Origin of the sequence: Paenibacillus sp. NPDC093718, from assembly GCF_050279985.1 — a bacterium.
Taxonomy (GTDB): Bacteria; Bacillota; Bacilli; order Paenibacillales; family Paenibacillaceae; genus Paenibacillus_AQ.
On record NZ_JBNNUS010000003.1, the window covers coordinates 418,246 to 430,983 of the forward strand.

10 protein-coding genes are annotated in these 12,738 nt (G+C 50.7%); 1 reads left to right on the plus strand and 9 read right to left on the minus strand.

Features of this window, described 5'->3' with window-relative positions; genetic code table 11:
* Positions 1 to 87: 87 nt before the first annotated feature.
* The 4 genes from ACQKPA_RS11775 to ACQKPA_RS11790 all read right to left on the minus strand — a co-directional run bounded on the left by ACQKPA_RS11775 (position 88) and on the right by ACQKPA_RS11790 (position 5,846).
* The gene (locus ACQKPA_RS11775) at positions 88 to 1,701 is read right to left on the minus strand and encodes an ATP-binding protein (protein ID WP_427492363.1); all 1,614 of its coding nucleotides are present in this window, start codon (positions 1,699 to 1,701) and stop codon (positions 88 to 90) included.
* A gap of 367 nt (positions 1,702 to 2,068) precedes the next feature.
* Positions 2,069 to 3,529 (minus strand): aspartate ammonia-lyase, encoded by a 1,461-nt coding sequence (locus tag ACQKPA_RS11780; protein WP_427492365.1) that lies wholly within the window; start codon positions 3,527 to 3,529, stop codon positions 2,069 to 2,071.
* A gap of 233 nt (positions 3,530 to 3,762) precedes the next feature.
* Positions 3,763 to 5,130, minus strand: a complete 1,368-nt coding sequence (locus ACQKPA_RS11785; RefSeq protein ID WP_427492367.1) for an ATP-binding protein — start codon at positions 5,128 to 5,130, stop codon at positions 3,763 to 3,765.
* Entirely contained in the window at positions 5,127 to 5,846 is a 720-nt protein-coding gene (locus ACQKPA_RS11790; protein WP_427492369.1) for a response regulator transcription factor, read from the minus strand. Before ACQKPA_RS11790 ends, ACQKPA_RS11785 begins: the two co-directional genes overlap by 4 nt.
* Positions 5,847 to 6,006: 160 nt before the next feature.
* On the opposite strand from ACQKPA_RS11790, the gene ACQKPA_RS11795 reads away from it, so the two are divergent.
* Positions 6,007 to 6,711 carry a hypothetical protein gene (locus ACQKPA_RS11795; RefSeq protein WP_427492371.1) on the plus strand — a complete coding sequence of 235 codons (705 nt, stop codon included), beginning with the start codon at positions 6,007 to 6,009 and terminating at the stop codon, positions 6,709 to 6,711.
* 110 nt (positions 6,712 to 6,821) lie between these two features.
* Here the strand turns inward: ACQKPA_RS11795 and ACQKPA_RS11800 are convergent, their stop codons facing one another.
* The 5 genes from ACQKPA_RS11800 to ACQKPA_RS11820 all read right to left on the minus strand — a co-directional run bounded on the left by ACQKPA_RS11800 (position 6,822) and on the right by ACQKPA_RS11820 (position 12,649).
* Positions 6,822 to 7,742, minus strand: coding sequence for a polysaccharide deacetylase family protein (locus tag ACQKPA_RS11800; protein ID WP_427492373.1), 921 nt, complete (start codon positions 7,740 to 7,742; stop codon positions 6,822 to 6,824).
* The gene (locus tag ACQKPA_RS11805) at positions 7,714 to 9,036 is read right to left on the minus strand and encodes an MFS transporter (RefSeq protein ID WP_427492375.1); all 1,323 of its coding nucleotides are present in this window, start codon (positions 9,034 to 9,036) and stop codon (positions 7,714 to 7,716) included. The genes ACQKPA_RS11800 and ACQKPA_RS11805 overlap by 29 nt, the downstream gene beginning before the upstream one ends.
* A gap of 337 nt (positions 9,037 to 9,373) precedes the next feature.
* Entirely contained in the window at positions 9,374 to 10,405 is a 1,032-nt protein-coding gene (locus ACQKPA_RS11810) for a copper amine oxidase N-terminal domain-containing protein (protein WP_427492377.1), read from the minus strand.
* A gap of 167 nt (positions 10,406 to 10,572) precedes the next feature.
* A complete protein-coding gene (locus ACQKPA_RS11815; RefSeq protein WP_427492379.1) occupies positions 10,573 to 11,172 on the minus strand; it encodes a TetR/AcrR family transcriptional regulator in 600 nt (199 codons plus the stop codon).
* A 28-nt stretch (positions 11,173 to 11,200) separates the two neighbouring features.
* Positions 11,201 to 12,649 (minus strand): MDR family MFS transporter, encoded by a 1,449-nt coding sequence (locus ACQKPA_RS11820; protein WP_427492786.1) that lies wholly within the window; start codon positions 12,647 to 12,649, stop codon positions 11,201 to 11,203.
* Positions 12,650 to 12,738 lie beyond the last annotated feature (89 nt).

The following is a 12,738-nucleotide window of genomic DNA, read 5'->3' on the forward strand; positions in this document are numbered from 1 at the left end:
ATGTCAACCTCGTAGTGTGGATATAAAAACCCTCTAATAATTTAGCATAATATCATAACAAGTTACACCTATCTAAGTATCGACATATTACGAGATCGGCAGACTTATTTCGACCGATGTCCCTCGCTCTTCCTCGCTCCGGATGACAATCCGGCCATTATGGCTCTCCATGATCCGGTGGACGATCATAATGCCAAGGCCATTTCCGTCCGGCTTGGTCGTATGAAAAGGCTCCCCAATCCGCTGAAGCACATCGTCCGTCATGCCGGAGCCGTTATCCGTAAAGATTACGCGTTGAAATCCTTCCTGCACATCCAGATGAATGTGAATGTTCCCGCCATGCGGCAAGGCTTCCAATGCATTCTTCAGAATATTAAGAAAAACTTGCTTAATCTGGTTCCGATCACACAGAATCGTTGCATTCTGTCCGATGTTCTGGGTCATCTCGATCCCGCTAAGCTCCGCCTGAATCGCAAACAAGTGGAGCACCTCTTCCAGAATTTGACCACAGTCCTCAAGCTTAAACACCGCAGCCTGAGGCTTGCCCAGAATCATAAATTCCCCTACCATCAGATTGGCCCGCTCCAGCTCGGACATGATCAGGTCATAGTGCCGAAGACAGACGTCCTTATTCGCTAACTGGAGCATTCCTTTCACCGTGGTGAGGGGATTACGCACTTCATGGGCGATGCTTACGGCAACCTGACCGGCAAACACCAGCTTTTCCGTATTCCGCAGCACTTCCTCCGTACGCTTCATGTCCGTAATATCACGAAGAAAACCTACCACCCGCATGAGCTGTCCCTCACGGTCGTAAGCAGGCTGGACATCCAGTATATAGTGATTCATGCTTCCGGATATCTCAAGCGAAAGCTCTTCTCCGATGCAGATTTGCTGCCGGTGTATCACCCACTCATAATACTCGCCAATCGGCTTGATACCAAACACCGATCGGCCCACATATTGGGTTCGGCTCCGGTCACTGCCGCCTTTGCACAGCAGACTTAGGCTGGTTTCGTTCATCTCCAGAATCTGACCCTTGGCATCGGTAATGATCACGCCATAATGATTCGTTCCGAGGAGCACCTGATTCAAGGTTTGCAGCTGTGTGTTCTGTTTGCGGGTAACCATCTCCCGCTCCAGGGAATCGGCCATCGTGCACAACAAAGCATGCAAATGCGGGTGAACAAACTCCCTGTTCGTCATTAGTGAGATCGTTCCTATGATCGCCTTCCCATCCTCTCCGTGAAAAGGAGCCGAATAACATGCCATGCGGTGAAGAATGTGATGAAAATGGTCTTCTCCTATCAACGTAAACGGCCGTTCGTACCGGAGACACAGATCAATTGAGCTTGGACCGTCTTCTTGGGAATAGCCGTTGCCCTCGGTGATACCCAAGTACCGGGCTGTTTCTATGATGGTCGGGTCCCCTTCCATATCAAGAATGAATCCCTCGTTATCCGTAATCGTAATCACGACAGGGTTTCCTGATCCGGAGGAAAGGAACTTATTCACGAAAACTTGTATCACTTCAATGTATTCTTTATATTTTGCACGCCTTGCGGCCAATACCTCATCATTCAATCGATTCGTATGTGTTGGAACAAGCTCCGGGTTCATCCCCTTGTCTATACACTGCTGCTTAGTTTGCTGAATGATCTCCTGATCGGTTATTTCACCACATCGAATATTCAAAACCACATACCCCTTTTTATCATACTGCCACTTTAATGTAACCTAACGTTTATTCTATCACTTTTATCGGCAAATGGAGCCTTTCAGTAAAACTTAATAGAATGTGAACATCGCAGCCTTCATATTAACATTTATCAAGGTATACGGGATAAGCAGATATTTGGAGACCTATTCTTATATCCTCCTGTCTATGTAACTATTTAGAGCGAATATCCGCACTCAACAACCCATAACACCAATCACACCATTGCCCTGCTGGTCATATCTTGCGTCTAGACTCAAACATCGTCAGAGAATACCGACAGCACGAAAAAGAGCCGATCCAAGATGGAATCTTGGTCGGCTCTTCGTATCGATAAAACAATGGCACACCTTATTGGTTCAACAGGAACTCTTCTCCGGCAATGCCTGGGGATGTCATATGATAAGGGTCCAGAATGACCTGGATCTGTTCCTCTGTCAAAAGTCCCTGCTCCAGAATAATCTCCTTGATGCTTTGGCCGGTCTTCTGCGCTTCCTTCACGAGTCTGGAGGCTACGTCATAACCCAGATGAGGGTTCAATGCCGTAATAATGCCGTAGCTGTTATCCACGAAGTACTTGCAGCGTTCCTTATTAGCTGTAAGATCGACCATCAAATTCTTGTAGAACACATCCATGCCGTTTTTCAGGATTTTGAGGGAATGCATCAAGTTGTTCGCTGCGACCGGAACCATGACGTTAAGCTCGAATTGTCCGGCTTCGCATGCCAAACTGATCGTATGGTCATTGCCGATAACTTGAAACGACACCTGGTTCATGACCTCGGCCATCACCGGATTGACCTTGCCCGGCATAATCGAAGAACCCGGTTGTCTCGCCGGCACGTTCAATTCGTTCAAGCCCGCTCTCGGTCCGGAAGCCATCAAGCGGATATCGTTGCACATTTTTGAGAAGTTCACCGCACACACTTTAAGTGCAGCCGACAATTCCATATACGCATCAGTGTTCTGGGTAGCATCGACCAAATCTTCGGCTTGCTTCAAGGAGAAGCCTGTCTGCTCGATTAAATGCTGGACGACGCTGTGCATATAGTCCGGCGTTGCATTAAGCCCCGTACCTACTGCCGTCGCCCCCATATTAACAACTAACAAACCTTGGGCCGCCCGCTCGATCCGGTTGATGTCACGTGTCAGAACATTGGCATATGCCCCGAACTCTTGTCCGAGTCGAATCGGTACCGCATCCTGCAGATGCGTGCGTCCCATCTTGATGACATCATCAAATTCCTTGGCCTTCTCCCGAATGCCGGCAACCAAGGTCCGGAACACCTCAAGCAAATCCTGCGTCAGACGGTAAGACGCAATGCGGATCGCCGTCGGGATGGCATCGTTCGTGGATTGCGACATATTGACATGATTATTAGGATTGCAATAGAAATACTCAGCCTTCTGTTTTCCCAGAATTTCCAACGCTCGGTTCGCCAATACCTCATTCATATTCATATTGATCGAAGTGCCTGCTCCGCCCTGGATGGAATCGACAATGAATTCGGAACGGAGATTGCCCGCAATGATCTCGTCTGCCGCCTCTATAATGGCACTGCCTATCTTTTTCGGCAGCAAGCCAAGCTCCATGTTCGCCAGGGCTGCGGCTTTCTTAACTTCGCCTAGTGCAGAGATCAGTTCTGCATGTATAGGCACCCCGCTGATTGGAAAGTTCTCTACCGCCCTAACCGTATTAATGCCGTAATAAGCTTCCACAGGAAGCTGTTTTTCCCCCAGAAAATCTTTTTCGATTCGATACTGCATATCCATGGACAACATCACCATCGCCTTTTGATTATTTTGTATCATGCTTGTCACCTGTTATCATCCAGCTTGCCCGGATATATACAGAATTCTGTCTTTCAACTTGAAATCCTCTATAGCTTACGCGTTTTGTTAGAGAATATTGAAAGATATGTGTGAATGCGCAAAAAAAGAGACTTTTTTAAGTATAAATACCCAGAAAAAGTCCCTCTTACCCAAGACACCGATTGGGGGACGCGTTAAAAACGCATCCCGAGTGTTCTTATGGAAAGCATCAACTAGGCCACGGTAGTCTTCCTATACGGAGGGAAGCCTAACGAGATGACCGCGCCTCCCTCTTTGCGATTCCCCGCCGTGATCAGACCTCCGCATCGCTCCACGATTGCGCGAGCAATTGCCAAGCCCAGACCGGATTCGCCGTTCTTGCCCTTCACAAACCGGTGGAATAAATATGGAATCAGCTCCTCGGATATGCCTTCGCCGTCATCGGAAACGGTGAGCATCACCCGGTCTTTATCGATACCGGCTTGAATGTAAATATGCTTGCTAGCGTGTCTTGCTCCATTCGAAACGATGTTCAGCAGCGCTTGCAGCAGCTTATCCCGGTCGGCATACACCATTAACGATTCATTATCGCCATAGGAAGGATGCACGAACAGTCCCTTTCTCACCAAGACCGGATTGACTCTTTCGATCGCTTCCTCCACCAGTTCCTTCAAATTGACCGCTGTTGCTTTGAATATACCATCCTCGCTGTCCAGCTTCGCGAGCAGCGTCATCTCGGTCACGATATTTTTCATCCGGCTGCTCTCGCTCATAATGATATCCAGCCCTTTGCGAATCTCCTCCCCTTCGAATACCCCGTCGCGAATTCCCTCCGCATATCCGGATATGGACATGAGTGGCGATTTCAGCTCGTGGGATGCGTTCTGGAAGAACTGCCTCTGTACATGATTGTATCGCTCCAGTTCACCCGCCATTTCGTACACAGACTCTGCAACCACGCCGATCTCCCCGCTTGCCGACACACGCTCAACTTCGGAGAACTGACGCTCTTTCACCTTCCTCAATTCCTCTCGCAGCAGCATAAGCGGCTTAATTAATCTCTTGGTAATGAACAAACTTAAGATCACCATGATTACGCCTCCTACGCCAAATACGAGCATCAAACGCGCCATCAGCGCCTGCTCAATAGCCTTGATCTTACTGATCGGGGTGATTAGCGTCATCGTACCTTGGGGGACCGCCGTGACCTCGGTCAGGAATTGCCCGCTCCCCGCTGCGGAGGAGAACGAGGCCACACCGTCCGGAAGGATCGCTTGACTCCCCATGAACTGGGCGGCGGGAGTTACCGGGATCGTGCTGACCACATTTCCTTGGTTATCTTGGATGATTACGCCTACCTCCGCAACCTGCGCAGAGGCAAACCCGCCGCTAACGGCCAAAGGCGTGCTCTCAATAGGAATGCTCTGGGCAGCTGCGGTTTCCAGCTTTGCCGTCAGCTCAGCCCCTATGGACTGCATGTCCTTTCTCTGCGTTCCGATAAAATGGTCCATCAGCACATAATGAATCACGACCGCCGTCACCGACAGCACGAGTATTAACGACAAGGCAAAAGCGAGATTGATCTGATGCACCAGCTTCATAACGATGATTCCTCCCCATCCGGTCTCATTCGGTATCCATGTCCCCATATGGCCTCGATCGGCAGCTGCTCCACCTTCTTGCGCAGCCTTTTAATGAGATGGTCCACCGCACGGTCGCTTCCAAAGTAGTCGTCGCCCCATACGGAGGTCAGCAGCTCATCCCTCGTAAACGCCCGGTTCGGATGCTCGGCAAACACTTTCAGCATCTCGAATTCTTTGTTGGTCATATCCACTTCTTCTCCATCCCAGAACACGCGCCGCTCCTCCAGCATTAACTGAAGCCGCCCATTGCTAAGCTCCGGGGAAACCGCCGCAAGCCGCGGAACATGCTCCCCAAGATGGAATTTGTACCATCGGTTTAACTGTCGTTTGATTCGGGCGACCAGCTCTCGGGGACTAAACGGCTTGACCATATAGTCATCGCTTCCCAGCTCAAGCCCCAGTATTTTATCCACTTCGCTATCCTTGGCAGAGATCATGATGATCGGGACCTCGGCTTCCGCACGGATCCGCCGGCACAATTCGAAGCCGTCCATGCCAGGTAGCATAATATCCAGCACCCACATATCCGGCGGGTTGGTTCTCCACATCTCCCAGCCTTCCTCTGCCGTTCCAAGGCCGACCGTCCGATAACCTTCCTTGCGCAAATAAGCTTCCACCAAATTCCGTATATGCTGATCATCGTCAACCACCGCGATGAGATAATTTTGGTTCATATATTTGACCTCCGGGCTTTATCTATCCCAAGTATACCAAGCAGCGAGAATCGAATGGGGATTGCCATTATTTTTCCACAAATACACCAATGTTCTGCCAATGCTGACTCGTACACTGGGGACTGTAAGACAAACTAACCCCACAAGGAGTGTTAAAACGATGAAAAACAAACTGTTTGGCAAGCTCGCCCTGACCGCCGCCCTACTCGGAACGGCAGCCGTCCCCGTACATGCTTCAGGAGCTGACACAACAAGTGACGTACCGAATCAAAAGGTTAAAGGTGAGCACACAAAGGCCGTTACTATGATCAACAGTGTGCCGAATCCACTGGAATTGGCACAGAAATACGCACCGGACACCGTTCAAGATTGGAAAGAAACGCTTGCGAAATACGAGAAGCTTGCCGGTGCCAAGGGAGCGTTTATGTTCACGGAGGCTACAGCTGCAGTAGGAGAGAACGGTGCTGCAAAGCCAGATACGCCTGATGGCGAATTCGAGGTAGCTATTGCCGTCAAGGCTACTCCAGCTGCAGATATCAAGGAATTACCTGATAAAGGGGAACTCAAGAATTTCAAAGTTGCCATGATCAAGGAGGTCGGTACGCCGCTTGATGTCGTAACATTCGAGATAGGGGAAGTTGCGAAAGTCGATTCAAGCGAAATTCAACACGACATAATCCACAGCGAGGAAGCCAGCATAGAAGCAGTGAAAATCAGTGATGAGGATCTGGCTTTCATCCATGCCAGAATCGACCTCTTCAAAGCCGTGGTTTCCAAGGACTCGGATTCCATTAAAGAAGCGCTGGCGAAACTGCTGGACCAATACAAGGAACAGATCGCTAAGCTGGAAGCTGAGGCGAAGTAAACCTATACGGTAGCAGCATCTAACATCGGTCGGCGAAAGCCAATCGTACTTAAAGCACAAGAACCCTTGCCGGTGCCGCGGCAGGGGTTCTTTGTGCTTGATTGGGGACTCTATCGGGTTTTGTTCGCCATGACCTTCATTAGTTTAACGGCTGCGCGCATGCGGGGCCGCTTCAAATGCTCCTCCACATAGCGGTAATCCGTCAGAATCACCTTGGCATCCCGCAGTCCGTAAGCAAAATCGTCATCGAACAGCAGTCGATACTCCCATACCCGCTTCTCCCAATGCGGGATATTCGCCAGCATCCATTCATCTTCCGCTCCGGGATGGACGTAGGTTTCACTGACCCCTTCAGGGAGTCTGTACAGCTTATCAATCAGCGATTGCTTGAAGCTCTCGTAGGTCTCTCCCTCAACAACGGGAAACGGATGAGAGAGCAGATAATCCGGGATCGGCACGCCAAACGTGTCAGCAAGACCCGAGGCGAGCGCGACCGGACGCTCGATATTCGGCAGCGTGCTGAGCAGCGGATCCTCCGGGTAGATATAGCGGAATAGTCGTGCGGGGAGGCGCCAACGCGAAGTCTTCCACAGCATCTGCGGAATGAGGCTTCGCCCCGTTTCCATCCCGTACAGGCTGCCCATGTGATTATCCACATGGCTGATGCGGATGCCCGCCTTGCTCGCCAGCCGGTACTGTGCCTCCAGCTCTTTTAACACGGCACCCGTCTCCGCCCCCCGTTCAAACTCCTGAACGGTCCGGTATTGATGGCCGCTGGCATCATGAAGGGAGGAATGCCCTGTTAAGCTGCTCCATCGCAGAGCCTCAAATTCGCTCGTCATGGTGAGATGCAGCCCCACATTCGGTTGGCGTCGGCGTGCCGCCCAGGAGGCCGCCTCTTCAAAGCCGGGAGCCACGGTCATAATGGTTGCCGAAGAGACTTTGTTCTCCTCCAGCAGATGCCGGATCGCCTCATTCATGGCCTTGCTCTGCCCGAAATCGTCACAGTTGATGATCAATCTTCGCTCCATGGTCGTGCCCGCCTCCTATGGTTTTAGAGAATTCGATTTTGGTTGCAAACGATAGCAGGAAGGAAATGGCCAGTAAGCATAATGGAACGACACTAATCAAATACCTGAAAGTCGATTCCGGATCGCTCCCCGGATTGTCACCGCTTTCATACCCGAATATCATGCCTACCACAAAAAATGCCAGGGCAGAGATCAATCCGCTGGAACGCGTAATAAACCCGCTGACAGCCGTATAGATCCCCTCTCTGCGCAGCCCCGTCCGCTCCGCATCTTCGTCGATGATATTGCCGCTAACCATGGCCGGCGTTACCAGAAATCCCGCAAGACCGAATCCCACGCCGATGCCTGCCAGAATCCCGCTGATCAGATCATAGCCAAACCAGAGCGGGATGACCGATAGGCCATACACGCCGAGCGACAACCGCCATGCTCTCACACCATCCATTCTTCGGATCATCCAGTACCAGACGAATACCAGCGGAATGACCGATACAAATACGGCTGCCAGCAGAATGGATACTTGATTATCCGGGATATTGAGCACATATTTTGCGTAAAAAGGAATCGTCGAGCTTATTAGTCCATTTACCGTCTGGGCGAATGAATTGGAGATGTTAAATACCCAGAACTTCTTGTTGCGCAAGGTTTCGCGGAATGCTTGAACAAGCTTGAGCGGCTCGCTGGCACTGTACGCCTCCTGCTCCCGGACGCTCATCATGCAGAGGAACATGAACACGCCGAACAGCAGCGCGTACAGAATCGCCATACTCGAAAATCCCATGGCGTCATAAATAATCGGGGTCAGCGCGGTACCGATCAATAACGCCACAACCTGGTAGCCCTGCTGGATGGCCGAGGCTTTCGCCCGGATGCGGTCTCCGCGAAACAGCTCAGGGAACAGCGCTCCATAATTGACCCATAATATGGTCGCTACCGCTTCATACAGGATAAGGGCAACTAAGAACCACATGAACAGCCCGTTCTCAGTCAATCCTTCCGGCGGCGAGAACACCAGCACGAAGGTCAGCATAAACAGCGGAATGGCGCCGAATACCCACGGCCTGCGCCGCCCCAGCCGGGTCTTCGTACGGTCGGACCAATACCCCATCAGCGGATTATTAACCGCATCCCAGATCAGGAATACGGTTCGTGCCAGGGATGCCAGCCCTATGCCAAGACCCAATGTATCCACGTAGAAAAAGATGTAAAAGGAGCTGAACGCCTGGCTCGGAACCATCATGGCAAACATGCCAAGCGAAAATGAATACGGTGAATTCACCCAACTGCGCTTCATCCGTTTCCCTCCATCCGTCATGGACGATTTTGTTGTACAGTATTCTGCGCATGGCATGAATATACCTGCTCATCAGGGCGGTAAGGGATCTTGTCAATAGAGCTAAAGGAAAGACCATTATGCGACCGTAAGATTGGTTGATCTTCCGAAAGGGTCAATGCCATGGAATCCCTCAAAAGCCGTGAGAAGCAGATGGATAATAAGCGGGACCATCCAGTAAGATCAGAGGTTCTGCATTTAGAGCAGATACTTTGAATATCACCATCTGCGATACCCCGCTGTACATTAACGACTAAAGAAGCCTGGCGTTATCCGCCAGGCTTCTTGTTTACATTCCTTATTGAAGAACGATTTTGATGGCATTGCCGATCGGCGGCAGGCTCTTGGTGAGCACCGGGCTGTAGTAACCGATAATCTCTGCATCATCAGCCAAATCGCTTGCTTTCAGGGTTTTTCCGTCTTTATTCACAACAACCGTCTCAGGCGTCAAATTCAGAACAACTTCATTCGGCGATTGTTCCGTTAATCCTTTACCCTTGATCGTTACGCGCAGGTTGCCGCCATCCGCATTGATGTCTGTGATGGCACCGGCTGTAGCGAGCTGCTCCGTCTCTTCCTTGTCCGACTTCACGCTGATTTCATAAGCATAGGTCTGCGGAGGCAGGCTCATGGTCATCGCCAGGCTGTGAACGGCTTCAATCTCCATCCCCTTCGCAAGATCCTTAAACTCGATGCCCTTGCCTTCTTCATCGCGGATAACGGTGTTCTCATCCACATTCAGAACGATTCCTTCCGTTCCCGTTCCGTTTATGTGAACGGCTTGGCGATCTTCGTTATTGATAATTTCGGTGATTTTGCCAGTTGCGGTTTCCTTCTTCACTTCCTCTTCGGACGAGATACTCACTTTCGTGCCATCGGTCGAGATGTTAGCATGGAGCACTTCGCTGAAGAAGTTAGCCGGAACATAAAGCGTACCCTTCACATTCACCGGCGCAGCGCCGAGGGACTTGTACATTTTGTTTACCGCATACTGGTCTTTGCCCGTTTGCACGAGGGTCCAGATCGGGGATCCCGGTTTAGTCAGCTCTGCAGAACGGTCCTGTTGATTCCAACCCAGTTCAAATCCGAGCGCCTCGGATACACTCCGCAGAGGGATCATGATCTGCTTCGCATCCGCGTTCATATAACCGGTGCCGGCCACTTCCTTACCGTTAACCAGAACTCCATAATCCATTACAGCCGAAATTACGACCGGTTTCTGTTCCTGGCTGCCTCCAGTCAGGGGTGCTGCATAAGCCGCTGCGCCACCAGAGACAGCGATGGCCGCAACCATCAGTGTAGCTGCTTGCTTCTTCCATTGTTTGTTCATGCTCATCATCCTTTCTAGGTGCCTTAAATTATCATGTACTACTATACTGACGGGCGTATTTGCCAAATGTTGCAATGAATTGATAAGTGAATGTGGAAGATAGCACGCAAAAAGGCCGTTCCGGGTTAGACTTATCAAGTCTTCCGAAACGGCCTCTAATATCTGACTTAGCGATGGACAAACAGCGGGTCAACAAAGCTTCTGCAGTATTCCTCCGCTATCTGCTCCGCGCTGTATCCCATATCACGCATGTATAGAATGATATCCGCGCGCGGCAGAGATGCAAGCATCACAGAGGTAAACTGAGGGTCAAGCGGCATCAGTACTCCCTGCTCCGCCGCACGCTCCAGCAGGCGCTTGATCTGAAACCGCAAAAACGTGAAGGGCGGGTTCTCACACATAATGTTCTTGGTGTCCTCCAGACGGTCAGAGGTCAGCATCACCCTTAACCACTCCAAGTCTTCATTGAAATGCAGAATGACCTTCGTCATCACCGTCCGCAGCCGATGAGCCACCGGTTCACCTTCGCTGCTCTGAAGGTAAACCTCCAGCCCCTCCATAAACCGATCGATCTTGGCTTCCATCAGCGTAAAGCAAATCTTGCTCTTGCTGGGGTAACGGCGGTACAAGGTGCCTTGCCCGATCCCGGCCGTTTTCGCCACTTGATGCATGGAGACGTCCTCGACTCCGTATTTATTAAATAAAGCCTGAGCCGTATCTAAAATCTTTTGACCCAACTCGTCATTCTCTTTCGGCAATGCACGCATCCCTTTCTAATTTGAACACACGGGAACCTTATGCAGCAGACTGTTCTTCTTCAACGGGTGAGGTTGTGCGTTTAACAAATAAGCCCAGTACTAAAGCGATGATTGCAAGAACAAGTCCGATTACGAAAGCATTATGAAGACCGGCAACCATGCTCTCTACCGGATTGAGATCCCCGGTTGTTTCAACGTAATTTTTAGCACCTGCTGTCATGATGCTGATAAAGAGCGCCATACCTACGGCTCCTGCTACCTGCTGCAGTGTATTCATGATGGCTGTTCCATGCGGATACAGCAAGCGCGGCAGCTGATTCAAGGCTGTCGTCTGGGCCGGCATCATAACCATCGAAATCCCTATCATCATCATAACATGAAGGAAGATGACATAACCACCAGTCCATGAGGAGTCGATGCGCGAGAACAGGAAGATGGCGATGCTCAAAAGAGCAAGACCAGGGATAATCAGAACCCTCGGTCCGAATTTATCGAATAGCTTTCCTGTAATCGGCGCCATCAATCCGTTGATAATACCTCCCGGCATCATGACTAAGCCTGCTGCAAGCGCAGTTAAGCCCAGTGCGTTCTGCAGGAACAATGGCAGCATGATCATGGTGGAGAACATGCTCATCATCAGCACCAGCATCAGCACGGTCACGAGCGAGAACATCGGAAATTTGAAGGTACGCAGATCCAGCATCGGTTCCTTCATCTTCAGTTGGCGCCATACGAAGAGCAGCAAGCTGATAGCTCCTGCCGTAATGCACCATACTACCTTCGGATCAGACCAGGTGCCTTCTCCGGCGCTGCTGAATCCATATACGATACCCCCGAAACCGATAGTAGACAGAATAATCGAGATATAATCGACCTTCGGCTTGGTCAGTATCGATACATTCTTAAGGTAAACCGCTGCAAATGCAATGGAGAACGCAGCAAGCGGAATGACCAGATAGAACAACCAGCGCCAGTTCAGCGCGTCCACGATCAAGCCCGACAGCGTCGGTCCGATCGCCGGGGCCGTCATGATGACAAGACCGATCATCCCCATGGCGGCTCCGCGATTCTGAGGCGGATAAATACTAAGTATCGTGTTCATCAGAACCGGCAGCATAAGCCCCGTTCCGATCGCTTGCAGGATACGTCCTACCAGCAGCACACCAAATACCGGTGAAAAGCCGCAGACAATCGTACCTATAAGAAATAGCGTCATGGCGCCTATAAACATCTGTCTTGTCGTGAACCACAGCTGCAGCAGCGCCGTGACCGGCACCAGAATACCGACAACCAGCATATAGGATGTTGAAAGCCACTGAACCGTAGACTCTCCAATACCAAACTGCTCCATCAAGCTTGGGAAAGCGATGTTCAGCAGTGTCTCATTCAAGATGGAAACGAACGCGCCAATAATCAGTGCGGCAACAATCGGCCCTCTCTTTATTTTGCTTAAATCAATCTTGGCCGAACTTGGCCCCACTCCCATATCCAAGACCTTATCCTCCCTTATCTCTGTATACGGACAATTGTCCGGTAATGCGTTTTTCATTTTAACGGACAATTGTCCGCAGGTCA

Excerpts from the sequence above, each read along its gene's own strand:
- ACQKPA_RS11810 (WP_427492377.1), bottom strand. The coding sequence starts at position 10,405 with ATGAACAAACAATGGAAGAAGCAAGCAGCTACACTGATGGTTGCGGCC.
- ACQKPA_RS11785 (WP_427492367.1), bottom strand. The coding sequence starts at position 5,130 with ATGAAGCTGGTGCATCAGATCAATCTCGCTTTTGCCTTGTCGTTAATA.
- ACQKPA_RS11790 (WP_427492369.1), bottom strand. The coding sequence starts at position 5,846 with ATGAACCAAAATTATCTCATCGCGGTGGTTGACGATGATCAGCATATA.
- ACQKPA_RS11820 (WP_427492786.1), bottom strand. The coding sequence starts at position 12,649 with ATGGGAGTGGGGCCAAGTTCGGCCAAGATTGATTTAAGCAAAATAAAG.
- ACQKPA_RS11795 (WP_427492371.1), top strand. The coding sequence starts at position 6,007 with ATGAAAAACAAACTGTTTGGCAAGCTCGCCCTGACCGCCGCCCTACTC.
- ACQKPA_RS11805 (WP_427492375.1), bottom strand. The coding sequence starts at position 9,036 with ATGAAGCGCAGTTGGGTGAATTCACCGTATTCATTTTCGCTTGGCATG.
- ACQKPA_RS11800 (WP_427492373.1), bottom strand. The coding sequence starts at position 7,742 with ATGGAGCGAAGATTGATCATCAACTGTGACGATTTCGGGCAGAGCAAG.
- ACQKPA_RS11815 (WP_427492379.1), bottom strand. The coding sequence starts at position 11,172 with ATGCGTGCATTGCCGAAAGAGAATGACGAGTTGGGTCAAAAGATTTTA.
- ACQKPA_RS11780 (WP_427492365.1), bottom strand. The coding sequence starts at position 3,529 with ATGATACAAAATAATCAAAAGGCGATGGTGATGTTGTCCATGGATATG.